The organism is Pseudalkalibacillus sp. JSM 102089 (genome assembly GCF_041366475.1).
Taxonomy (GTDB): Bacteria; Bacillota; Bacilli; order Bacillales; family Guptibacillaceae; genus Guptibacillus; species Guptibacillus hwajinpoensis_B.
In genome coordinates this window covers 24,097-48,675 of record NZ_JBEWYW010000016.1, presented here as the reverse complement: position 1 = coordinate 48,675, position 24,579 = coordinate 24,097, and the positions used below count along the sequence as shown (strand labels likewise).

Sequence of the window (24,579 nt, the reverse complement as noted above, 5' to 3'; positions counted from 1 at the left end):
GGTAAAATAATAAGACAGTTAAAGATAATAATTAATGGTGGTGGATATAATGGGAAACGAAGTACGCGTACGTTATGCGCCGAGCCCAACAGGTTATTTACATATTGGGAATGCAAGAACGGCGTTGTTTAATTATTTGTTTGCTAGAAATCAAGGCGGTAAATTTATCATTCGTATTGAAGATACGGACCAGTCTCGTAATGTTGAAGGCGGCGTTGAGAATCAGCTTGATTACTTAAAGTGGCTAGGAATGGATTGGGATGAAAGTATCGATAAAGAGGGAGAATACGGTCCATATACTCAAATGGAACGTCTAGATATTTATACTGAACATACAAAAGAGCTTTTGAATAAAGAACTTGCATATAAATGTTATTGTACAGAAGATGAGCTTGAGGCAGAGCGAGAAGCACAGCGTGCGCGAGGAGAAATGCCTCGATATTCTGGAAAATGTCGACATCTTACAGAAGATCAGCGTGAAAAGTTAGAAGCGGAAGGTAGAGAACCGAGCATTCGTTTTGCAGTTCCACGTGATAAAGAATATTCGTTTGACGATGTTGTAAAAGACCGCGTGTCCTTTGAATCGAATGGAATTGGCGACTTTGTTATCGTTAAGAAGAACGGTATTCCGACTTACAACTATGCAGTTGCTCTCGATGATCACCATATGAAGATTTCTCACGTTCTTCGTGGGGATGATCATATCTCAAACACACCTAAGCAGTTAATGATCTACGAAGCATTTGGTTTTGAACCACCTAAATTTGGTCATATGACACTGATCGTTAATGATCAGAAGAAGAAGCTTAGTAAGCGGGATAAATCAATTGTGCAGTATATTGAACAGTACCATGACTTAGGTTTTCTTCCAGAAGCGTTATTTAATTTTGTGACACTACTTGGTTGGTCGCCTAAGGGAGAAGAAGAGCTGTTTACGAAAGAGCAATTGATCGAAATCTTTGATCCAGAACGCTTGTCCACTTCGCCGGCAGTTTTTGATTCACAAAAACTCTACTGGATGAATAATCAATATATTAAACAGGCGAGTCTTGATCGAGTGGTTGAACTTACTCTTCCACATCTTGTTGAAGCAGGAAGATTCCCTCTTGAAATGACAGCTGAACAAAAGGAATGGGCTCAAGAACTAATCGCCCTTTATCAAGAACAACTTCACTATGGTAGAGAAATTGTTGAGCTTACTGAGTTGTTCTTTAAGCAAGAAATTCAGTATAATGAAGAGGCAATGACAGTACTAAACGAAGAGCAAATTCCAGAAGTGATGCAAGGCTTCTTAGACCAACTTAAAGAAGTTGAAGAATTTGAGCCAGCTGCGATTAAATCAGCTATCAAGGCTACTCAAAAGGCAACTGGTCATAAAGGTAAAAAACTCTTTATGCCAATACGTGTGGCTACGACAGGTGAAACACATGGTCCTGAACTTCCACAGGCAATTGCTTTACTTGGAAGAGAAGCAGTTAATGCTCGTTTGAATCAAGTTCTTGCGATGAATAAAGCATAATAATAAACGAATTGACAACAAACGTTGAAGAGGAAAAGTAAATGAGTGTAATTCTTTATAGAGAGAGCTGTCCTCGGCTGAAAGCAGCTTAAGTATTCACTCATTGAAATGCCCCTCTGAGTCTTCTGCAGAAAGCCTTTAAGGTGATTAGGTAGGAGCGGTGCCGCCGTTATCGGGGATAGGAACATTTGTAAAAATGTTCGAAGCAGAGTGGAACCACGCGAATAGCGTCTCTGTGTGATGGAGTCATCACACAGGGGCGCTTTTTTTAATAATTATAGTTCTTTGGAACGCTAAGATGGTGAACCTACATTCTAGTTGACCTTAAGGGAGTATACGGAGAGGGGTGAAGAAATGTGGAAGACGTTGAAGCAGGATATCGATGTGGTCTTTGATCAAGATCCAGCAGCACGAAGTTATTTTGAAGTTATTTTAACTTATGCTGGCCTTCACGCAATATGGTCACATCGAGTGGCACACTGGTTTTGGAAAAAGAAGTTTTTCTTTCTTGCTAGAGCAGTATCGCAAATCAGTCGATTTTTCACAGGTATCGAAATTCATCCAGGAGCAACAATTGGAGAACGTTGTTTTATTGATCATGGTATGGGCGTTGTTATAGGTGAAACATGTGAGATCGGAAATAATGTGACGTTATTCCAAGGTGTAACACTTGGGGGGACTGGTAAAGAAAAAGGGAAGCGTCATCCAACTCTTGAGGATAATACGCTTGTTGCGACGGGAGCGAAGGTGCTAGGCTCCATCACGATTGGAGAGAATTCCAAGGTAGGTGCCGGGTCCGTTGTTTTGCAGGATGTACCGGTTAATTCAACTGTGGTAGGTATACCTGGAAGAGTGGTTATCCAAAATGGAGTAAAAGTTCCACATAACCTTGATCATCATAAAATGCCGGATCCAGTGGCTGATAAATTCAAGCAAATGGAACAAGAATTGCGCGAGTTAACAGAGGAAGTACGTACGTTAAGGAAGAGGAGTGAAAGTTATGGCGATTAAGCTATATAACACATTGACACAGAAAAAAGAAACGTTTCAACCAATTGAAGAAGGTAAAGTAAGGATGTACGTGTGCGGTCCGACCGTATACAACTATATTCATATTGGTAACGCGCGCCCAGCTATTGTTTTTGATGTTGTTCGTCGTTATCTTCAATACAGAGAATATGATGTGCAATATGTTTCCAACTTTACGGATGTAGACGATAAATTGATTCGAGCGGCCAATGAATTGGGCGAAGATGTACCGGCTGTGGCTGAACGATTTATCGGTGCTTATCATGAAGATACTGGTGCGCTTGGCGTTAAGAAAGCAGACGAACATCCAAGAGTAACAGAGAACATGCAGGAAATCATTGATTTTATTACAGCTCTTATTGAAAAGAACTACGCATATGAGTCTGAAGGAGATGTGTACTTTAGAACACGTGAATTCGAAGGTTATGGAAAACTTTCGCACCAGTCCATCGATGAGCTTAAGCTTGGTTCTCGAATTGTGGTGGGTGAAAAAAAAGAAGACCCTCTTGATTTTACACTTTGGAAATCTGCAAAAGAAGGTGAAATTTCATGGGCAAGTCCATGGGGAGAGGGGCGACCAGGCTGGCATATTGAATGCTCGGCGATGGCGAAGAAATATTTAGGGGATACAATTGATATCCATGCGGGAGGAAAAGATCTGGCATTCCCTCACCATGAAAATGAAGTAGCGCAAACGGAAGCGTTAACTGGGCATACTTTTGCGAATTATTGGCTTCACAACGGGTATATCAATATTAACAACGAGAAAATGTCTAAATCACTAGGTAATTTTGTCCTTGTTCATGACTTGATTAAACAGCATGACCCAGAAGCGATTCGATTCTTTATGTTGTCTGTTCATTACCGTAATCCCATTAACTTTGACCATGAGCTCCTGGCAAGTGCTAAAACAGGACTTGATCGCATTAAGGATACGGTAGAAAACCTGGAGCACCGCCTTCAACACAGTGCCGATCTTGATGGAGATGTCGAGAAATGGCAAGAGAAAATTGAGGGGTATCGTGAACGCTTCGTTACAGAAATGGACGACGATTTTAATACGGCGAATGCGATCTCCATTTTGTTTGAACTTTCTAAAGAAGCTAATCTCTACCTCCAGGGGACAAATTCATCCATGGAGATTCTTGAACTATTTATGGAGCGCTTTGAAGATTTTGGTTCCGTTCTTGGCATTTCCTTCAAAAGAGAAAAAGCTCTACTTGATGAAGATGTGGATCAACTGATAGAAGAACGTAATAAAGCAAGGAAACAACGTGATTTTGGAAGAGCGGATGAAATTCGTGATGAATTAAAAGAACAGGGAATTCTTCTTGAGGATACACCTCAAGGCGTTCGCTGGAAAAGGATGTAGCGCATGAAGGAAATCGATGCAAAACAACTTAATTCACTTGCACTTGCTTATATGGGAGATTCGGTTATTGAAATTAACGTTCGGAAGCGGCTGCTTTCACTTGGTCACATTCGACCTAATCAGCTGCACCGAACAGCAACGACGTATGTTTCTGCAAAAGCCCAAGCAGCATTCCTGCACCATGTTTTAAACAAAGAATGGCTGACAGAGGAAGAAGCTGGTGTTGTGCGCCGAGGAAGAAATGCTAAATCGGGAACTGTCCCAAAGAATACGAGCGTAAGTACGTACAAATATTCAACAGCTCTTGAAGCATTGTTTGGGTACCATCATTTAAAGGGAAATGAAGAGAGAGTAAATGAATTGTTACAAAAGCTTTATGAATTCGTAGAACAACCGAAGAAAGAAGTGAAGTCAGATGGATAAAGAATTTATTGTAGGACGAAATTCGGTTCTTGAAGCATTACGATCAGGACACGAAATCAATAAAATTTGGATAAATGAAGGGTCTCAAAAAGGCCCTCTTCAAAACTTGATACAAAAAGCAAAGGAACAAAATGTACTCGTGCAGTTCGTACCGAAACGAAAGCTAGAACAACTTTCCGGGGAAAGTAACCATCAAGGTATTGTCGCTTCAATTGCGGCTTATGAATATGCTGATATTGAGGATTTATTTAAGAAAGCAGAAGATTCTGGGGAGCCACCGTTTTTCCTTATTCTTGATGAAATCGAAGATCCTCATAATCTAGGATCTATATTAAGAACAGCGGATTCTGCAGGAGCTCACGGAGTTATTATTCCAAAAAGAAGAGCGGTTGGTTTAACTTCTACCGTTGCCAAATCTTCTACAGGAGCGATTGAGTATATCCCGGTTGCGCGAGTAACGAATCTTGCTAGAACAATGGATGAGTTGAAAGACCGCGGCTTGTGGTTTGTGGGCACTGATGCAACCGGTGGCCAGGATTATCGCCAGGCAGACTATGATATGGGGATAGGACTTGTCATCGGAAGTGAAGGTAAAGGAATGGGACGTCTTATTAAGGATAAATGTGATTTCTTAGTAAGTCTTCCAATGGCCGGAAAAGTAACCTCTCTCAACGCTTCGGTTGCTGCAGGTTTAATGATGTATGAGGTTTACCGACAACGTCATCCTTTGGGGGAGTAAATAATGGACGTGCTGTTAGTTGATGGCTATAACATTATTGGTGCATGGCCAGAATTACGAACACTTAAAGAGAGAGATTTCAGTAAAGCACGTGAGCTTCTAATTGAAAAAATGGCCGAATATCAAGCTTATACCGGGTATCAGGTGATCGTCGTTTTTGACGCTCACCTCTCTCATGGTATTGAAAAACGTCATAGCCAGTACAGAATTGATGTTATTTATACGAGAGAAAACGAAACAGCAGATGAGCGGATTGAGAAAATGGCGAGGGAACTGAAGGGTATAAGAACACAAATCCATGTGGCAACATCAGATTTTACAGAGCAGTGGGCTATCTTTGGTCAAGGGGCACTTAGGAAATCTGCGCGTGAACTTTACAACGAAATGCAAGGAATCGAAAAAGGAATTGAAAAAAGTGTAAATACTGAAAATCGCCGCAATCGTTCTGGTGGCCTGCATTTATCAGAAGAAATTAGCGAAATATTTGAAAAATGGCGAAGAGGCGGTAAATAGGCGGTTGACGATTTTTCGACACGTACTGTATAATATTTCTATATAGCGTACTGGTCGGGGGGAACGCATATTGAGTACAGTAGACCTCAAAGAAAGCACGGTAAATCAAGAACAACTGTCAGTAGACCAAAGACACCTGGAACACGTAGCATTCGATCAACTTGATGATGAAATGCTCGTCATCATGGTTCATGAAGGTCACAGTAGAGCGTTGGAACATTTGATTACGAAGTACAAAAATTTCGTACGCGCTAAGGCGAGGTCGTATTTTCTCATTGGAGCAGACCGAGAAGATATCATCCAAGAAGGGATGATCGGTCTCTACAAAGCCATTCGTGATTTTAGAGGAGACAAGTTCTCATCTTTTAAAGCGTTTGCCGAATTATGCATCACCCGGCAGATGATTACAGCTATCAAAACCGCAACAAGACAGAAGCATATTCCGCTTAACTCTTACGTATCGCTTGATAAGCCAATTTACGATGAAGAGTCTGATCGTACGCTTCTTGACGTTATATGCGGCACAAAAGTAACTGATCCTGAGGAACTAATTATTAATCAGGAAGAATTTGATGACATTGAACTTAAAATGTCAGAAATTTTGAGCGATTTAGAGAGAAAAGTGCTAATGCTCTATCTCGATGGACGTTCGTACCAAGAAATTTCGGTTGATCTAAACCGTCACGTCAAGTCAATTGATAACGCATTGCAACGAGTGAAGCGCAAGTTAGAGCGTTATCTCGAACTACGTGAAGTCAGCCTATAATATGGACAAACCTATGATGGGTAGGGAAAAGAACAGGGGCGAGTTCCCTGTTCTTTTCTTATGAGTACCTATCCGACGCTTTATTGACATGCTGAAACACGCTGTGATAAAGTGATAAAAGTAAGAATGTCAATTTTTTGTTAGGTTTGTAAGAACGTCACAGGGTAGCTGAACGTTTTTTTATTTTGCTCTTTTTTGAAATGAGATAGCTTATATAAATTACAAACTTCACTACTGCGCGGCTTAGGAAGGTGTCATTATGCGAAAAAAGGCAGTACTAGCATGTGTTCAATGCAATAGCCGAAACTATACAACTATGAAAAACTCACAGACGAGCCCGGCCCGCATGGAAGTTAAGAAGTATTGCAAATACTGCGATGTTCATACTGTCCATCGTGAAACAAAGTAATGCCTCGAAGGGTGTTTGCTTCTTGAGGCAAACCTTATCAAAATAGATTCTCGGGGGAGTTTTCCACCAGATTAATTGGGGGTAACAAGTAATGGCAAGTATTGTTCAACGTTCTGGTAAGTTCTTTCGTAATGTCGCAAGTGAAATGAAGCGGGTAAGCTGGCCAACGCGTAAGGAATTAACACGCTATACGATTGTAACTGTTATAACGGTTATTTTTATAGCTGTTTTCTTCGCATTGATTGACCAGGGTATTTCCTCGATAATCCGCCTCATTTTAGGATAATTCGTTATAAATTTTCATTCAGAAGGTTAGAATGAGAGAGTAAATGAGCTGGGGAGGGAAGGACGCAGTCCTGCAAATATGGAAAAAAGATGGTATGTTGTTCATACGTACTCGGGGTATGAAAACAAAGTAAAAACCAACCTTGAGAAAAGGGTTGAGACAATGGGCATGACGGATAAGATCTTTCGTGTTCTCGTCCCGGTAGAAGAAGAAACAGAAGAGAAGAATGGCAAGAAAAAGACAGTTATGAAAAAAGTCTTTCCTGGCTATGTTATTACAGAAATGGTCATGACAGATGATTCATGGTATGTTGTTCGGAATACACCAGGTGTTACTGGATTCGTAGGGTCTAGTGGTGCTGGGTCTAAACCGACTGCGTTGCTTCCGGAAGAAGTGGAATCGCTTCTTAAGCAAATGGGTATGGAGCAACCAAAAGTAGATGTAGACTTTGAACTTAAAGAGAAAGTTAAAGTTAAAGAAGGTCCATTTGCTGATTTCGTAGGTTCTGTTGAAGGGATCGATACGGACAAAGGAAAAGTCAAAGTGCACGTAAATATGTTCGGCAGAGAAACGCCTGTTGAACTTAATTTCGGACAAGTTGAAAAGTTCTAATTGAAAAGTCCTTGCTTAACTTTTCGATTAATGATAGAATTTTAATGTTTCATGAGTCTCATACTAATCGAGACATTCAATTGATATATAAGGTGGGAGGGTGTGAAACACCCAAATACCACATCACGGACTTAAGGAGGTGTGTCGCGTGGCTAAAAAGGTAATCAAGGTAGTTAAATTGCAAATCCCGGCTGGGAAGGCGAATCCTGCACCGCCAGTAGGACCTGCACTAGGTCAAGCTGGAGTTAACATTATGGGATTCTGTAAAGAGTTTAATGCTCGTACTTCTGACCAGGCTGGTATGATCATTCCAGTAGAAATTACGGTTTTTGAAGACCGTTCATTTACATTTATCACTAAAACTCCACCAGCTGCAGTTCTTCTTAAGAAAGCAGCAGGTATCGAGTCAGGTTCTGGTGAACCAAACCGCAACAAAGTTGCGACTGTGAAGCGTGATAAAGTGCGTGAAATCGCTGAAACAAAAATGCCAGACCTTAACGCAGCGAATGTTGATTCTGCAATGCGTATGGTTGAAGGTACTGCACGTAGCATGGGAATTACGATCGAAGATTAATGTTACACAAGCCGTTGCGATTAAAAGGGATTCCTGCCTGTGTTATACAGGTTCGCAACTTTTATTATGATGTCGGCATTTTGGCGTCATAAATAGTGGGAGGTTAATCCGCTAAACCACATTCAAGGAGGAACACAAAATGGCAAAAAGAGGTAAGAGATACCAGGAGGCTGCTAAGCTAGTTGAACGTACAACTTTCTATGAGCCTCAAGAAGCAGTTGAACTTGTGAAAAAGACATCTGTAGGAAACTTTGATGGAACAGTTGAAGCAGCAGTTCGTCTTGGAGTAGATCCTAAGAAAAACGACCAGCAGGTTCGTGGCGCGGTTGTACTTCCAAACGGAACTGGTAAAACACAACGCGTTCTTGTATTCGCTAAAGGTGAAAAGGCTAAAGAAGCTGAAGCAGCTGGCGCTGACTATGTAGGAGAAGCAGACTATATCGCTAAAATCAACGAAGGTTGGTTTGAGTTTGACGTAATCGTTGCAACTCCAGACATGATGGGCGAAGTTGGTAAACTAGGTCGTGTACTTGGACCAAAAGGTTTAATGCCGAACCCGAAAACTGGAACAGTAACGTTCGATGTTGAAAAAGCTGTTAACGAAATCAAAGCTGGTAAAGTAGAGTACCGCGTTGATCGTGCTGGTAACGTTCATGCACCGATCGGTAAAGTATCTTTCGAAGCTGACAAGCTTGTAGAAAACTTAAACACACTTGTAGAAACACTTGTGAAAGTTAAGCCGGCAGCAGCTAAAGGTACGTACCTTAAAAACATTTCGGTTACATCTACAATGGGACCTGGTGTTAAAGTTAACGCATCAACTTACCGCTAATTAAATTAGCTGTTGACATTTGCGTAGCTATTAAATATACTTGTAAATGTTGTTTGATAAATTAATACTTTCTGTACCGTAGACAGCAGGGGTGTTCTTGCACTTAATATCCTGCCGAGGTGTGAAGTGATTCGATACGTATGTAATCGTAAAGCCTTCATGTCTTCGGATGTGAAGGCTTTTTATATGACCTCATATTCCAGGGCGGTATAGATACATTTCTTTAGGAGGTGGAACTATGAGCAGTATAGTTGAACAGAAGAAGCAACTAGTTACGGAAATTGCAGACAAACTACGTGATAGCCAATCAACAATTTTTGTTGATTATCGCGGACTTGATGTTTCTGAAGTAACTGAGCTTCGTAAGCAATTGCGTGATGCAAACGTTGAGTTCCGTGTTTACAAGAACACAATGACTCGTCGCGCGGCAGAAGAGCTTGAACTTACTGATTTGAATGAACACCTTGTCGGACCTACGGCAATCGCGTTCAGCAATGAAGATGTTGTTGCTCCTGCTAAAATTTTGAACAACTTCGCTAAGAATCACGAAGCTCTTGAAATCAAGACTGGCGTAATCGAAGGCGGCGTTGTATCAGTAGAAAAGATCAAAGAACTTGCGGACCTACCAAACCGCGATGGACTACTTTCTATGTTGCTATCTGTGCTTCAAGCACCTATGCGCAATATGGCACTTGCTACAAAAGCTGTGGCTGATCAAAAGGAAGAACAAGGCGCGTAAATACACGGCCTATCAATTGGTATAAATAAAACAAAAATTAAGGAGGATTTACTCATGGGTAACGAGCAAATCATTGAAGCAATCAAAGAAATGACAGTTCTTGAGCTTAACGACCTAGTTAAAGCAATCGAAGAAGAATTTGGTGTAACTGCAGCAGCTCCAGTAGCAGCAGCAGGTGGCGCAGCAGAAGGTGCTGCTGAAGAGCAATCTGAATTTGACGTAGTTCTTGAAAGTGCTGGAAGCAGCAAAATCAAGGTCATCAAAGTTGTTCGCGAAATCACTGGTCTTGGCTTGAAAGAAGCTAAAGAACTAGTTGATGGCGCACCAAGCCCGATTAAAGAAGGCGTTGCTAAAGAAGAAGCTGAAGAGCTTAAAGGCAAGCTTGAAGAAGTTGGCGCAGTAATCGAAGTTAAGTAGTCGTTTGAAACAAAAGCTCGCTTTTAAAAGCGAGCTTTTTGTTATTTGACGCTATTATTTTTGGTTTGGTTATAGGGGTTAGTCTTATAGAAATGACGTTGAAAAGAGGGAAAGCAATGGGTGAACATTATTATACGAAGAATCCGGGTGTGAAAAGCAGTCCGAACAAAATTGATGTGGATTTACGGGGAAGTAAATTTCAATTCACGACTGATTCTGGTGTTTTTTCAAAGAAGGAAATCGATTTTGGGAGTAAACTTCTAATCGAATCATTTGAAGAACCTGAACTCGAAGGGGATATTGTTGATGTTGGATGTGGCTATGGCCCGATCGGCATTTCACTCGCTTCTGAATTTTCAAATCGTTATTTTTATATGCTAGACATAAATGAACGCGCAACAGAGCTTGCGATGAGCAATGCCATTAAGAATCGCGTTCATAATTTGAGCGTTATGGCAAGTGATCAGTTGAATGCCGTAAAAGATAAAACGTTCGCGTCTGTCCTTACGAACCCTCCTATACGTGCGGGTAAACAAGTTGTTCATGGAATTCTTCAAGAGGCCTATGACGTCTTAAAAAAAGGTGGGACGCTTTGGGTAGTAATCCAAAAGAAGCAAGGGGCCCCATCTGCAATAACCAAACTCGATGAAATGTTTGAGCATGTTGAAACCGTCGTGAAAAAGAAAGGATACTATATTCTTAAAGCAGTCAAGTAAAATATGAAAATATCCTTTGACTTCATGGATGGCCTATGCTAATATAATATAATGCCAATGATGGATTTTCCAGGCCTTTTTCACATTCGTGTGCAAAGAGGTATAAAATACCGTCGTCTGGAAAAACTAATATAATCGCTTATAGTTAAGGGGAATTTTTATCAATGCCCTTTTTCTTTTTTTGTCCAACGATAGATTCTTTTTAAAACAGAATATCATTGGGCTAAGAAAATAAATACGCTGGATTTGAGGGGTGAATCATTTGACAGGCCAACTAGTTCAGTATGGACGCCACCGCCAAAGAAGAAGCTACGCGCGAATCAAAGAAGTGTTGGATTTGCCAAATCTAATTGAGATTCAAACGGCTTCTTATCAATGGTTTCTTGATGAGGGTTTACGAGAAATGTTTCAGGATATTTCTCCAATCGAAGATTTCACTGGTAATCTTGTGCTGGAATTTATTGATTACAGCCTCGGTGAACCTAAGTATCCCGTGGAAGAAACCAAAGAGCGAGATGTGACCTATTCTGCGCCTTTACGTGTAAAAGTACGCTTGATCAATAAAGAAACAGGCGAAGTAAAGGAACAGGAAGTGTTCATGGGTGACTTCCCATTAATGACTGAAACAGGTACGTTTATTATTAATGGGGCAGAACGCGTAATCGTATCTCAGCTCGTGCGTTCTCCAAGTGTCTACTATAGTGAAAAGATCGATAAGAACGGCAAAAAAGGATATACAGCTACTGTCATTCCAAACCGAGGAGCATGGCTGGAATTTGAAACTGATGCCAAAGATATTGTCTATGTACGAATTGATCGTACTAGAAAGCTACCAATTACGGTGCTGCTCAGAGCGTTAGGGTTTGGGTCTGATCAAGAAATCATAGATCTCCTAGGTGAAGATGAGTATCTTCGCAATACCCTGGAAAAAGACAACACGGACGGCACGGAAAAAGCGCTTCTAGAAATCTACGAACGCTTACGTCCTGGCGAGCCTCCGACTGTCGATAACGCCAAAAGCTTACTTGATTCTCGCTTTTTTGATCCAAAGCGTTATGATCTTGCGAATGTAGGACGTTACAAGATTAACAAGAAGCTTCATATTAAAAACCGTCTATTCAATCAACGTCTTGCGGAAACGCTTGTTGATCCTGAAACAGGCGAAGTGATTGCAGAAGAAGGCGCGATCCTTGATCGTCGTCTACTTGACAGAATCCTTCCTGCACTAGAGACTAATGTTGGATTTAAAGACGTTGAGCCTCACGGTGGAGTAATTGAAGATGAGTCTATCGGTCTGCAATCCATTAAGGTATACGCACCTGATGATCCAGAAGGGGAAAGAGTCATTAATGTAATTGGTAATGGTGGAGTCGAAACAGGCGTGAAGAATATTACACCTGGCGACATCATTTCTTCTATTAACTATTTCTTTAACCTTCTACATCAAGTAGGTAACACAGATGACATTGATCACCTTGGTAACCGTCGTCTTCGTTCTGTAGGTGAACTACTTCAGAACCAATTCCGTATCGGTTTATCTCGTATGGAACGTGTCGTTCGTGAACGTATGTCTATTCAGGATACGAACGTTATTACGCCTCAGGCGCTAATCAACATTCGTCCTGTTATCGCTTCTATTAAAGAATTCTTTGGTAGCTCTCAGTTGTCCCAGTTTATGGATCAGACAAACCCGCTAGCTGAGTTAACTCACAAGCGTCGTTTATCTGCTCTAGGACCTGGTGGTTTAACACGTGAGCGTGCTGGCTTTGAAGTTCGTGACGTACATTACTCCCACTATGGCAGAATGTGTCCGATCGAAACGCCGGAGGGACCAAACATCGGACTTATTAACTCATTGTCATCTTATGCGAGAGTTAATAAATTTGGCTTTATTGAAACGCCATACCGCAGAGTAGATCCTGAAACAGGTAAAGTGACGGAGTTTATTGACTACCTAACTGCTGATGAACAGGATAACTACGTTGTGGCACAGGCAAATGCAAAGCTACACGATGATGGTTCATTCCAAGACGAAGATATTGTTGCTCGTTTCCGTAGCGAAAACATTATCATCGCTCGTGAAAAAATTGATTACATGGACGTATCACCGAAACAGGTAGTTTCGGCTGCAACGGCTTGTATTCCGTTCCTTGAGAACGATGACTCCAACCGTGCGCTTATGGGTGCGAACATGCAGCGTCAAGCTGTACCTTTGATGGTTCCTGAAGCACCAATTGTCGGAACAGGTATGGAGCATGTTAACGGAAAAGATTCCGGTGCTGCTGTTATTTGTAAGCATGACGGTCTTGTCGAGTTTGCATCTGCTGCAGAAATTCATGTTCGTCGTATCTCCGTCATTGATGGACAGGAAGTAAAAGGCGATCTTGATCGTTACAAATTGCTTAAATTCATTCGTTCCAACCAGGGAACGTGTTATAACCAAAAACCTATTGTTGTTGAAGGCGATCGCGTTGTAAAAGGAGAAATCCTTGGCGACGGACCTTCAATGGAAAAAGGTGAAATGGCCCTTGGGCGTAACGTCCTAGTCGGATTTATGACATGGGAAGGTTACAACTATGAGGATGCTATTATTATGAGCGAACGTCTTGTAAAAGATGACGTTTATACCTCAATTCACATCGAAGAGTACGAATCAGAAGCTCGCGATACGAAGTTAGGACCTGAAGAAATTACTCGTGACATTCCGAACGTTGGGGAAGACGCATTGCGTAACCTTGATGAACGCGGAATTATTCGCATGGGTGCTGAAGTGAAAGACGGAGATATCCTCGTTGGTAAAGTTACTCCTAAAGGTGTAACAGAGCTAACTGCTGAAGAACGTCTACTTCATGCAATCTTTGGAGAAAAAGCTCGTGAAGTTCGTGATACTTCTCTACGTGTACCACACGGCGGAGATGGTATTGTACTTGATGTGAAGATCTTTAACCGTGAAGACGGCGATGAGCTTCCTCCGGGAGTAAATCAACTTGTTCGTGTTTATATTGTCCAGAAGCGTAAGATTCATGAAGGAGATAAAATGGCGGGACGTCATGGTAACAAAGGTGTAATCTCTAGGATTCTTCCTGAAGAAGATATGCCATACTTGCCTGATGGAACTCCGATCGATATCATGTTGAACCCTCTAGGTGTTCCTTCTCGTATGAACATTGGACAGGTACTAGAGTTGCATATCGGTATGGCCGCACGTGCACTTGGAATTCACGTAGCAACACCGGTATTTGATGGAGCTCGTGAAGAAGACGTATGGGAAACACTAGAAGAAGCAGGAATGCCACGTGATGGTAAAACTGTTCTTTACGATGGTCGCACAGGCGAACCATTTGACAACCGCATTTCTGTCGGTGTCATGTATATGATCAAACTTGCTCACATGGTCGATGACAAGCTTCACGCACGTTCTACTGGACCATATTCACTTGTTACGCAGCAACCGCTTGGTGGTAAAGCACAATTCGGTGGACAGCGTTTCGGTGAGATGGAAGTATGGGCACTCGAAGCATATGGTGCTGCATACACCCTTCAAGAGATTTTGACTGTGAAGTCGGATGATGTTGTTGGACGTGTTAAGACTTACGAAGCAATCGTAAAAGGCGAAAATGTTCCTGAGCCTGGTATTCCAGAATCGTTTAAAGTTCTAATCAAAGAATTGCAGTCGCTTGGTATGGATGTCAAAATGCTAGCAAGTGATGAGCAAGAAATTGAAATGAAAGAGTTAGACGATGAAGAAGACCAATCCAGTGAGAAATTAAACTTGAATGTTGGGTCAAATCAGGCGAGTGAGTAAGGGTTAAACCTGAATTCTAAAGGGAGGTAGGCCCCTTGATAGATGTCAATAAATTTGAGTATATGAAAATCGGTCTGGCGTCACCGGCTAAAATCCGCTCTTGGTCAAGAGGAGAAGTTAAGAAGCCAGAAACCATTAACTACCGTACCTTGAAGCCAGAGAAAGATGGTCTTTTCTGTGAGCGAATCTTTGGACCCACAAAAGACTGGGAATGTCATTGTGGGAAATACAAACGTATCCGTTATAAAGGAGTCGTTTGTGATCGCTGCGGTGTTGAAGTAACACGTGCAAAAGTCCGTCGTGAGAGAATGGGGCACATCGAGCTTGCTGCTCCTGTCTCTCACATCTGGTACTTTAAAGGCATTCCAAGTCGTATGGGACTTGTTCTCGACATGTCTCCACGTGCATTAGAAGAAGTTATTTATTTTGCTTCTTATGTTGTCACTGAAGCTGGAGACACACCGCTTGAGAAGAAACAACTTCTTTCTGAAAAAGAATACCGTGCATACCGTGAAAAGTATGGCAAAACATTCTCTGCAGAAATGGGTGCGGAAGCAATCCGCAGACTACTGTTTGATATCGACCTTGATAAAGAAGTAGATATCCTTAAAGAAGAGCTCAAAACTGCACAAGGTCAACGTAGAACTCGTGCGATTAAACGTCTTGAAGTACTTGAGGCATTTCGTGGTTCAGGAAATAACCCGTCATGGATGATCTTAGATGTTCTTCCGGTTATACCTCCAGAGCTTCGTCCTATGGTACAGCTTGACGGCGGACGATTTGCGACATCGGATTTAAACGATCTGTATCGTCGTGTAATTAACCGCAATAATCGTTTGAAACGTTTGTTAGATCTTGGTGCTCCTAGCATTATCGTGCAGAACGAGAAGCGTATGCTTCAAGAAGCTGTCGATGCCCTTATTGATAACGGCCGTCGTGGTCGTCCGGTAACAGGTCCTGGTAACCGTCCTTTAAAATCTCTTTCTCACATGCTGAAAGGGAAGCAAGGTCGTTTCCGTCAGAATCTACTAGGTAAGCGTGTTGACTATTCAGGTCGTTCCGTTATCGTTGTAGGTCCTCACTTGAAGATGTATCAATGTGGACTTCCAAAAGAAATGGCGCTTGAATTGTTTAAACCTTTCGTAATGAAGGAGCTTGTATCAAAAGGCCTTGCACACAACATTAAGAGTGCGAAGCGTAAAGTAGAAAAAGTTCACCCTGAAGTTTGGGACGTTTTGGAAAACGTAATTAAAGAACATCCAGTTCTTCTAAACCGTGCACCAACGCTTCACAGACTTGGTATCCAGGCGTTTGAACCAATTCTAGTTGAAGGGCGTGCAATTCGTCTTCACCCACTCGTGTGCACAGCTTACAATGCTGACTTCGATGGTGACCAAATGGCCGTCCACGTACCGTTGTCTGCTGAAGCGCAAGCTGAAGCACGTATCTTAATGCTCGCAGCACAGAACATTCTTAACCCGAAAGATGGTAAACCAGTTGTTACACCGTCACAGGATATGGTTCTAGGTAACTACTACCTTACTATGGAACGTGAAGGAGCAATTGGTGAGGGTTCTGTTTACAAAGATACAAATGAAGCATTAATTGCATACCAGAATGGATTTGCACATCTTCATTCTCGCGTAGCAATCCCTGCTGCATCATTGAATAAATCTGCCTTTACTGAAGAGCAGAACAAGCAATTGCTTGTGACAACGGTTGGTAAGTTGATTTTCAACGAAATTCTTCCGGAGTCATTCCCATATATTAATGAACCGACGACAAATAACCTTGAAATCGCCACACCGGAAAATTACTTCCTTCCTCACGGAGTGAATGTGAAAGAAGAAATTGCTCAGCGCGAATTGATTTCACCATTTAAGAAAGGTATTCTTGGTAAAATCATCGCCGAGGTGTTTAAGCGATTCAAAGTGACTGAAACGTCTCGTATGCTTGACCGCATGAAAGATCTTGGTTTCAAATTCTCAACTAAAGCTGGTATTACCGTTGGCGTAGCTGACGTAGTGGTACTTGCTGAGAAACAAGAAATTGTTCATGAGGCTGAAGAGAAAGTCGAAAAAGTTCTTAAGCAATTCCGTCGTGGTCTTATTACCGACGACGAACGTTATGATCGTGTTATTGCGATTTGGAGTAGTGCGAAAGATCGTATCCAGGAAAAACTAATGAATCGACTCGAAAAAGACAACCCAATCTTTATGATGAGTGATTCAGGTGCCCGTGGTAACGCATCTAACTTTACTCAGCTCGCAGGAATGCGTGGATTGATGGCAAACCCATCTGGACAGATCATTGAACTTCCAATCAAATCCAGCTTCCGCGAAGGTCTAACAGTACTTGAGTACTTTATTTCAACACACGGTGCTCGTAAAGGTCTTGCCGATACGGCCCTTAAAACAGCTGACTCAGGTTACCTTACTCGTCGTCTTGTTGACGTGGCACAGGATGTTATTGTTCGTGAAGACGATTGTGGTACGGATCGCGGCCTTGAAGTTAGTGCGATTAAGAATGGAAATGAATTAATCGAAGGATTGTTTGACCGTCTTGTTGGCCGTGTTGCCTTTAAGAAAGTTAGACATCCTGAGACGAACGAAGTTCTTGTTGAGAAAAACAACCTAATTACAGAAGACATCGCTACTGAAATTGTAGAAGCTGGTATTGAGAACGTCTATATCCGCTCTGCCTTTACTTGTAGCACTAGTCACGGCGTTTGTAAGAAGTGTTATGGACGTAACCTTGCAACAGGTACTCGTGTAGAAGTTGGTGAAGCAGTTGGAATCATCGCTGCTCAATCAATCGGTGAACCAGGTACACAGTTGACAATGCGTACATTCCACACAGGTGGTGTTGCCGGAGACGATATTACTCAGGGTCTTCCTCGTATCCAGGAGCTATTTGAAGCACGTAACCCTAAAGGTCAGGCTGTTGTTTCTGAACTTGATGGTAAAGTGATTGATTTGGCTGAGGTGAAAGAGAAGAAAGAGATTGTCGTTCAAGGTGAAACTGAAACAAGAAACTACCCTGTACCATACGGCGCTCGTTTGAAAATAGTTGTAGGAGATGAAGTGAAGGCTGGTCAACCTCTAACTGAAGGTTCGATTGACCCTAAACAACTTCTAACTATTAGTGGTATTGACGGCGTTCAAGAATACCTACTTGCAGAAGTGCAAAAGGTTTACCGTATGCAGGGTGTTGAAATTGGCGATAAGCACGTTGAAGTTATGGTTCGTCAGATGATGCGTAAAATTCGCGTTATTGATGCGGGCGATACTGAAGTGTTGCCAGGATCCCTTATCGATATTCACCAGTTTAAAGGTGTTAACCGTAAAGTTCTTAAACAAGGCGGCTTACCTGCAACTGGACGTCCGGTTCTTCTTGGTATTACTAAAGCATCTCTTGAAACTGAATCATTCTTATCAGCAGCATCCTTCCAGGAAACAACTCGTGTCCTAACCGATGCAGCTATCAAAGGTAAGCGTGATGAGCTACTTGGTCTTAAGGAAAATGTTATTATCGGTAAACTTGTTCCGGCAGGTACTGGTATGCAACGTTACCGTAGAATCAACGTAGCAGGTGAAGCACAAGAGGCTGAAGAGCTTTTAGAACAAGAAGAAAGTGCGTTAGTTAGTCAAGAATAAACAGGGGAAGTGTTGACATCGGAAGTACAGGGTGATATTATATCCAAGGTGCTTCCGATAATCCTGTTACTTTGGAGGATATGTTCTTGTCTTATGAAAAAGTATCACAGGCAGATGAATTAATTATCGGAACGAAACAAACTCTAAAGGCCCTCCAGATTGGAGAAGCGAAGGAAGTTTTCATCGCTGACGACGCTGATCGCAGGGTAACTTCTAAAGTTGTTGCACTCGCCGAAGAGAAAAGCATACCAGTTTACCGAGTGGATTCTATGAAGAAGCTAGGTAAGGCATGTGGAATCGAAGTAGGCGCAGCAACAGTTACGATAAAAGCATAACCGTTTTTACCAGGCTAGGCTTGACCTGCCAGGTAAAAACTTTCCTTTTATCTATACATGAACCACCTGGATGTGTGGGCTTGCTATTAACAAAAGAAGGGAGGAAAACAAAATGCCAACTATTAACCAACTTGTTCGCAAGGGACGTGTTTCTAAAACAAAGAAATCCGATTCTCCAGCATTGAACAAAGGATATAATAGCTTCAAAAAGTCTCATACTGATCTTTCATCTCCACAAAAACGTGGTGTGTGTACTCGTGTAGGTACGATGACTCCTAAGAAGCCGAACTCCGCATTGCGTAAATACGCTCGTGTTCGTCTTACTAACGGAATTGAAGTAACTGCTTATATCCCAGGTATCGGTCACAACCTTCAGGAGCACAGTGTAGTGCTAATCCGCGGAGGACGTGTTAAAGATTTACCGGGTGTACGTTACCACATTGTTCGTGGTGCGCTTGACACTGCAGGGGTTAACGATCGTAGACAAGGTCGTTCTAAATACGGTACTAAGAGACCGAAACCAGCTAAGAAATAATAGCTATTAATTAACTAAAACATGAAAGGGGGTTAACCCATGCCACGTAAAGGTCCAGTAGAACGTCGTGACGTATTACCAGATCCAATTTACAAATCCAAGCTAGTTACTCGCCTGATCAACCGCCTTATGGTAGACGGTCAGAAAGGTAAAGCTCAACAGGTGCTATACAAAGCATTTGATCTTATTCAGGAACGCACAAACACAGAGGCTATGGAAGTATTTGACCAAGCGATGAAGAACGTTATGCCAGTACTTGAAGTACGCGCTCGTCGTGTTGGTGGTGCAAACTACCAGGTTCCAGTTGAAGTACGTCCAGATCGTCGTACAACTCTAGGTCTTCGCTATCTTGTGAACTATTCCCGTCTTCGCGGTGAAAAGACAATGGTAGAAAGACTTGCTAACGAAATTATGGATGCTGCTAACAACACAGGTGCTTCTGTTAAGAAGCGTGAAGAACAGCACAAAATGGCTGAAGCTAACAAAGCATTTGCTCACTACCGTTGGTAATCAGCACACAACCCAAATCCCTTTATAAAAGGAAGGAGAAATACTAATGGCAAGAGAATTCTCCTTAAGAGATACACGTAATATCGGTATCATGGCTCACATCGATGCTGGTAAAACAACAACTACTGAGCGTATTCTTTTCTACTCAGGGCGTATCCATAAAATCGGTGAAACTCACGAGGGTGGATCACAGATGGACTGGATGGAGCAGGAGCAGGAGCGTGGAATCACGATCACTTCTGCTGCTACCACTGCCCAGTGGAAAGACCACCGTGTTAACATCATTGACACGCCTGGTCACGTAGACTTCACAGTAGAAGTTGAACGTTCATTGCGTGTATTGGATGGAGCAGTTGCAGTACTTGATGCACAATCTGGTGTTGAACCACAAACAGAAACTGTTTGGCGTCAGGCTACTAACTACGGCGTACCGCGTATCGTATTCATTAACAAAATGGATAAACTCGGAGCAGACTTCCTATACTCCACAGGTACACTAACTGAGCGTTTACAAGCTAATGCACACCCTATTCAGCTACCAATCGGTGCTGAAGATGACTTCGAAGGAATCATTGATCTCATCACAATGGAAGCTTTCTATTATCTTGATGATCTTGGTTCACGTACAGAATCACGCGAAATTCCTGCTGAATACAAGGAACAAGCTGAAGAGTATCGCACGAAGCTTATTGAGGCTGTAGCTGAGCTTGAAGAAGACCTTATGATGAAATATCTTGAAGGTGAAGAATTGACAGTTGAAGAAATCAAAGCTGCAATCCGTAAAGGAACTTGTAACGTTGAATTCTATCCTGTACTTTGTGGTTCTGCATTTAAGAACAAAGGCGTTCAGCTTGTTCTTGATGCTGTACTTGACTACCTGCCTTCACCACTTGATGTTCCAGCAATTAAAGGTCATCTAAAAGATTCTGAAGAAGAAGTAATTCGCACAGCTGACGATAATGGTCCTTTCTCTGCACTTGCATTTAAAGTAATGACTGACCCTTACGTTGGTAAGCTTACATTCTTCCGTGTTTACTCAGGAACGCTTTCTTCCGGTTCTTATGTTAAGAACTCGACTAAAGATAAGCGCGAACGTGTAGGCCGTATTCTTCAGATGCACGCTAACTCTCGTGAAGAAATCTCAACTGTTTACGCAGGAGATATCGCAGCGGCAGTTGGTCTGAAAGATACTTCTACTGGTGACACTCTATGTGATGAAAAGGATACTGTTATCCTTGAGTCTATGGACTTCCCAGATCCAGTTATCTCAGTAGCAATCGAGCCTAAGACTAAGAGTGACCAGGATAAAATGGCTGTAGCTCTAGCTAAGCTTGCTGAAGAGGATCCAACTTTCAAAACTGAAACAAACGAAGAAACTGGCCAAACGATCATTTCTGGAATGGGTGAACTTCACCTTGATATCATCGTTGACCGTTTACGTCGTGAGTTTAAAGTTGAAGCAACTGTTGGTGCACCTCAGGTTGCTTACCGCGAATCAATCCGTAAAGCCGGTAAGGTTGAAGGTAAATTCGTACGTCAGTCCGGTGGTCGTGGACAATTCGGACACGTATGGGTTGAATTTGAACCTAACGAAGAAGGCGCTGGATTTGAATTTGAAAACAAAATTGTCGGTGGTGTTGTTCCACGTGAATATATCCCTGCAGTTGAAGCGGGACTTCGCGATTCAATGGCCAACGGTCTGCTTGCAGGCTACCCACTAATCGACGTGAAAGCTCGTCTTGTTGATGGATCTTACCATGACGTTGACTCAAACGAAATGGCATTTAAGATCGCGGCATCTATGGCTTTGAAAAAAGCTAAGACTGTTTGTGACCCTGCTCTTCTTGAGCCTATGATGAAAGTTGAAGTTGTAGTGCCAGAAGAATACTTGGGAGACATCATGGGCGATGTAACTAGCCGTCGTGGACGTGTTGAAGGTATGACTGCTCGCGGAAACGCTCAGGTTATTAACGCGTTCGTACCACTTTCAGAAATGTTTGGTTATGCAACTACGCTTCGCTCACGTACACAAGGTCGTGGTACTTATACAATGACTTTCGATCACTACGAGCAAGTACCTAAATCAATTTCTGAAGAAATCATTAAAAAAGCTACAGGCGAATAATTGTAGCAAACCAACTTTTGTTGTAATCTAAGATAGGCGAGATTGATTCACTCATACGCCTATCTTGGCATAGATAATTTCTTGGTAATCAAAGGAGGAAACACTAATGTCTAAAGAAAAATTCGACCGCTCCAAGCCCCACGTTAACGTTGGTACAGTTGGACACGTTGACCATGGTAAAACAACTCTAACAGCTGCGATCACTTCAGTGCTTCATAAGCGTTCAGGTAGCGGTACTGCTATGGCTTATGATCAAATTGATGGTGCTCCTGAAGAGCGCGAACGTGGAATTACAATCTCAACTGCACACGTTGAGTACGAAACTGAAAACCGTCACTATGCACACGTTGACTGCCCAGGTCACGCTGACTATGTTAAAAACATGATCACTGGTGCTGCACAAATGGACGGAGGAATCCTAGTAGTTTCTGCTGCTGACGGTCCAATGCCACAAACTCGTGAACACATCCTTCTTGCTCGTCAAGTTGGTGTACCAACTCTAGTTGTATTCTTGAACAAATGCGACATGGTTGACGACGAAGAACTACTTGAACTAGTTGAAATGGAAGTTCGTGATCTTCTTTCTGAATACGACTTCGATGGCGATGAAGTTCCAGTAATCAAAGGTTCTGCTCTTAAAGCTCTAGAAGGCGACGCTGACTACGAAGCTAAGATTTATGAACTTATGGACGCTGTTGATGAGTATATCCCAACTCCAACACGTGACACTGACAAGCCATTCATGATGCCAGTTGAGGACGTATTCTCAATCACTGGTCGTGGTACAGTAGCAACTGGCCGTGTTGAGCGTGGACAAATCAAAGTCGGTGACGAAGTTGAAATTCTTGGTCTTGCTGAAGAGAACAAGAAAACAACAGTTACTGGTGTTGAAATGTTCCGTAAGCTTCTTGACTATGCTGAAGCTGGTGACAACATTGGTGCACTTCTTCGTGGTGTATCCCGCGACGACATTCAGCGTGGACAAGTTCTTGTTAAGCCAGGAACTGTAAAAGCTCACACTAAGTTCCAAGCTGAAGTTTACGTTCTTTCTAAAGAAGAGGGTGGACGTCACACTCCATTCTTCGCTAACTACCGTCCTCAGTTCTACTTCCGTACAACTGACGTAACTGGTACAATCGCTCTTCCTGAAGGCGTAGAAATGGTTATGCCTGGAGACAACATCGAAATGACAGTTGAACTTATCGCTCCAATCGCAATCGAAGATGGAACTAAGTTCTCTATCCGTGAAGGTGGACGTACTGTAGGCGCAGGCGTTGTAGCAACAATCACTGAGTAATCTCATTGATTAAACAAAACACCCGGATTTTTCCGGGTGTTTTTTATTTTGAATCTATGTTAGATTAGACAAATGGGTTCGATCAGGACCATTTGAAATTACAACCGATTCATCGAATAGTCTGAAATTGCTTTTAGACCTTGCATTTTTCGGCGTAGGCCGTTATACTATCAAGAGTGTGCGATCGACATACTTTTCTAATTGAGCTAAACCTTGCATATAGGCGCTTGATTTAGTATAATAAGAATGTTGGTCATAAACAGCGATGATGTGGAAGGTTGCTGACACACCCGGCCCCTTTGCCATGGCGAGTGTGTTGGGTTTATTTTCACGGAGAACTGTCTATAACAATATGGGCGATAAAGGAGGGGAAATAATGGCAAAGCAAAAGATTCGTATTCGTTTAAAAGCATATGATCACCGTATTCTAGATCAGTCTGCTGAGAAAATTGTAGAAACAGCAAAACGTTCAGGTGCTCAAGTATCCGGACCAATCCCGTTGCCGACGGAAAAATCTGTTTACACAATTCTACGTGCTGTACACAAGTACAAAGATTCTCGTGAGCAGTTTGAAATGCGTACGCATAAGCGTCTTATCGACATCATCGAGCCTACACCACAAACGGTTGACTCGTTAATGCGTTTGGACCTACCGTCTGGCGTTGACATCGAAATTAAACTTTAATATAACGCTAAATAAATCATTTAAAAACAATTAGGAGGTGTGACGAATGACCAAAGGAATCTTAGGAAGAAAAGTAGGCATGACACAAGTTTTTGCTGACAACGGAGATATTATCCCGGTAACTGTTATTGAAGCAGAACCAAACGTTGTCCTTCAAAAGAAATTGGTTGATACAGACGGCTACGAAGCAATCCAAGTTGGTTTTGCTGACAAGAAGAAGTCTCGCTTCAACAAGCCTGAAGAAGGCCATGCTACGAAAGCTAGCACAACACCTAAGCGCTTCGTGAAAGAAATTCGTAACGCAGAAGGTAGTTACGAAATTGGTCAGGAAGTCAAGGTAGATATCTTTAACGAAGGTGACGTAGTTGATGTAACTGGTACGTCTAAAGGGAAAGGTTTCCAAGGTGCAATCAAGCGCCATAACCAATCTCGCGGACCAATGACTCACGGTTCTCGTTATCACCGTCGTCCAGGTTCAATGGGACCTATCGATCCAATGCGTGTTATGAAAGGTAAACTTCTACCTGGTCGCATGGGTGGCGAACGTGTAACTGTACAAAACCTTGAGATCGTTAAAGTTGATGTAGAACGTAACGTCATTCTAGTAAAAGGTAACGTACCTGGAGCTAAGAAGAGCTACGTAACTATCCAAAGCGCGGTTAAAGCAAAAGAAGCTAAGTAAGAA

General features: G+C 42.2%; 24 protein-coding genes and 2 other annotated features. All 24 genes read left to right on the top strand.

All coding sequences use genetic code 11. The features are described from left to right. Positions 1-49 precede the first annotated feature (49 nt). The 24 genes from gltX (at position 50) to rplC (ending at position 24,576) form a co-directional block, all read left to right on the top strand. Positions 50-1,519, top strand: coding sequence for a glutamate--tRNA ligase (gene gltX / locus ABVF21_RS21040; protein ID WP_194220275.1), 1,470 nt, complete (start codon positions 50-52; stop codon positions 1,517-1,519). 15 nt (positions 1,520-1,534) lie between these two features. After that, positions 1,535-1,757 (top strand) — a binding site (T-box leader). Positions 1,758-1,873: 116 nt separating this feature from the next. After that, positions 1,874-2,530 carry a serine O-acetyltransferase gene (gene cysE, locus ABVF21_RS21035; RefSeq protein ID WP_371018918.1) on the top strand — a complete coding sequence of 219 codons (657 nt, stop codon included), beginning with the start codon at positions 1,874-1,876 and terminating at the stop codon, positions 2,528-2,530. Beyond that, positions 2,520-3,920 carry a cysteine--tRNA ligase gene (cysS, locus tag ABVF21_RS21030; protein WP_303535875.1) on the top strand — a complete coding sequence of 467 codons (1,401 nt, stop codon included), beginning with the start codon at positions 2,520-2,522 and terminating at the stop codon, positions 3,918-3,920. The genes cysE and cysS overlap by 11 nt, the downstream gene beginning before the upstream one ends. 3 nt (positions 3,921-3,923) lie before the next feature. Continuing rightward, positions 3,924-4,343 carry a Mini-ribonuclease 3 gene (locus ABVF21_RS21025; protein WP_194220277.1) on the top strand — a complete coding sequence of 140 codons (420 nt, stop codon included), beginning with the start codon at positions 3,924-3,926 and terminating at the stop codon, positions 4,341-4,343. Next, the gene (gene rlmB / locus ABVF21_RS21020; protein WP_303535871.1) at positions 4,336-5,082 is read left to right on the top strand and encodes a 23S rRNA (guanosine(2251)-2'-O)-methyltransferase RlmB; all 747 of its coding nucleotides are present in this window, start codon (positions 4,336-4,338) and stop codon (positions 5,080-5,082) included. The genes ABVF21_RS21025 and rlmB overlap by 8 nt, the downstream gene beginning before the upstream one ends. 3 nt (positions 5,083-5,085) lie before the next feature. After that, complete coding sequence (locus ABVF21_RS21015) at positions 5,086-5,595, top strand: NYN domain-containing protein (protein WP_194220279.1); 510 nt, start codon at positions 5,086-5,088, stop codon at positions 5,593-5,595. A 115-nt stretch (positions 5,596-5,710) separates the two neighbouring features. Continuing rightward, positions 5,711-6,361: an RNA polymerase sporulation sigma factor SigH gene (gene sigH, locus ABVF21_RS21010; RefSeq protein WP_194220319.1), complete on the top strand. Its 651-nt coding sequence runs from the start codon at positions 5,711-5,713 to the stop codon at positions 6,359-6,361. A 259-nt stretch (positions 6,362-6,620) separates the two neighbouring features. After that, entirely contained in the window at positions 6,621-6,770 is a 150-nt protein-coding gene (gene rpmG, locus ABVF21_RS21005) for a 50S ribosomal protein L33 (protein ID WP_194220280.1), read from the top strand. 91 nt (positions 6,771-6,861) lie between these two features. Then, positions 6,862-7,056 (top strand): preprotein translocase subunit SecE, encoded by a 195-nt coding sequence (secE, locus tag ABVF21_RS21000; protein ID WP_303535868.1) that lies wholly within the window; start codon positions 6,862-6,864, stop codon positions 7,054-7,056. Between the two features lie 78 nt (positions 7,057-7,134). Then, positions 7,135-7,668: a transcription termination/antitermination protein NusG gene (nusG, locus tag ABVF21_RS20995; RefSeq protein ID WP_194220281.1), complete on the top strand. Its 534-nt coding sequence runs from the start codon at positions 7,135-7,137 to the stop codon at positions 7,666-7,668. Between the two features lie 148 nt (positions 7,669-7,816). After that, positions 7,817-8,242, top strand: coding sequence for a 50S ribosomal protein L11 (gene rplK / locus ABVF21_RS20990; RefSeq protein ID WP_048313309.1), 426 nt, complete (start codon positions 7,817-7,819; stop codon positions 8,240-8,242). 139 nt (positions 8,243-8,381) lie between these two features. Continuing rightward, positions 8,382-9,074, top strand: a complete 693-nt coding sequence (gene rplA / locus ABVF21_RS20985; protein WP_194220282.1) for a 50S ribosomal protein L1 — start codon at positions 8,382-8,384, stop codon at positions 9,072-9,074. 58 nt (positions 9,075-9,132) lie between these two features. Continuing rightward, positions 9,133-9,268 (top strand) — a sequence feature (ribosomal protein L10 leader region). A 44-nt stretch (positions 9,269-9,312) separates the two neighbouring features. Continuing rightward, positions 9,313-9,813: a 50S ribosomal protein L10 gene (gene rplJ / locus ABVF21_RS20980; protein ID WP_160921565.1), complete on the top strand. Its 501-nt coding sequence runs from the start codon at positions 9,313-9,315 to the stop codon at positions 9,811-9,813. 54 nt (positions 9,814-9,867) lie between these two features. Further along, positions 9,868-10,230 (top strand): 50S ribosomal protein L7/L12, encoded by a 363-nt coding sequence (rplL, locus tag ABVF21_RS20975; protein ID WP_303535861.1) that lies wholly within the window; start codon positions 9,868-9,870, stop codon positions 10,228-10,230. A gap of 116 nt (positions 10,231-10,346) precedes the next feature. After that, the gene (locus ABVF21_RS20970; protein ID WP_371018917.1) at positions 10,347-10,946 is read left to right on the top strand and encodes a class I SAM-dependent methyltransferase; all 600 of its coding nucleotides are present in this window, start codon (positions 10,347-10,349) and stop codon (positions 10,944-10,946) included. Positions 10,947-11,208: 262 nt separating this feature from the next. Then, entirely contained in the window at positions 11,209-14,751 is a 3,543-nt protein-coding gene (rpoB, locus tag ABVF21_RS20965; protein ID WP_194220285.1) for a DNA-directed RNA polymerase subunit beta, read from the top strand. A 35-nt stretch (positions 14,752-14,786) separates the two neighbouring features. After that, the gene (gene rpoC / locus ABVF21_RS20960) at positions 14,787-18,407 is read left to right on the top strand and encodes a DNA-directed RNA polymerase subunit beta' (protein WP_283153200.1); all 3,621 of its coding nucleotides are present in this window, start codon (positions 14,787-14,789) and stop codon (positions 18,405-18,407) included. 86 nt (positions 18,408-18,493) lie between these two features. Further along, positions 18,494-18,742, top strand: a complete 249-nt coding sequence (locus ABVF21_RS20955) for a 50S ribosomal protein L7ae-like protein (RefSeq protein ID WP_194220287.1) — start codon at positions 18,494-18,496, stop codon at positions 18,740-18,742. A 112-nt stretch (positions 18,743-18,854) separates the two neighbouring features. Further along, positions 18,855-19,277 (top strand): 30S ribosomal protein S12, encoded by a 423-nt coding sequence (gene rpsL, locus ABVF21_RS20950; protein ID WP_194220288.1) that lies wholly within the window; start codon positions 18,855-18,857, stop codon positions 19,275-19,277. A gap of 39 nt (positions 19,278-19,316) precedes the next feature. Continuing rightward, the gene (gene rpsG, locus ABVF21_RS20945; RefSeq protein WP_194220289.1) at positions 19,317-19,787 is read left to right on the top strand and encodes a 30S ribosomal protein S7; all 471 of its coding nucleotides are present in this window, start codon (positions 19,317-19,319) and stop codon (positions 19,785-19,787) included. Between the two features lie 46 nt (positions 19,788-19,833). Beyond that, complete coding sequence (gene fusA / locus ABVF21_RS20940) at positions 19,834-21,912, top strand: elongation factor G (RefSeq protein WP_194220290.1); 2,079 nt, start codon at positions 19,834-19,836, stop codon at positions 21,910-21,912. Between the two features lie 106 nt (positions 21,913-22,018). Continuing rightward, positions 22,019-23,209: an elongation factor Tu gene (gene tuf / locus ABVF21_RS20935; protein ID WP_194220291.1), complete on the top strand. Its 1,191-nt coding sequence runs from the start codon at positions 22,019-22,021 to the stop codon at positions 23,207-23,209. A 376-nt stretch (positions 23,210-23,585) separates the two neighbouring features. Further along, on the top strand, positions 23,586-23,894 hold the full coding sequence (gene rpsJ / locus ABVF21_RS20930; RefSeq protein ID WP_098445973.1) for a 30S ribosomal protein S10: 309 nt from the start codon (positions 23,586-23,588) through the stop codon (positions 23,892-23,894). A 46-nt stretch (positions 23,895-23,940) separates the two neighbouring features. Then, entirely contained in the window at positions 23,941-24,576 is a 636-nt protein-coding gene (gene rplC / locus ABVF21_RS20925) for a 50S ribosomal protein L3 (RefSeq protein ID WP_194220292.1), read from the top strand. Positions 24,577-24,579: the final 3 nt, after the last annotated feature.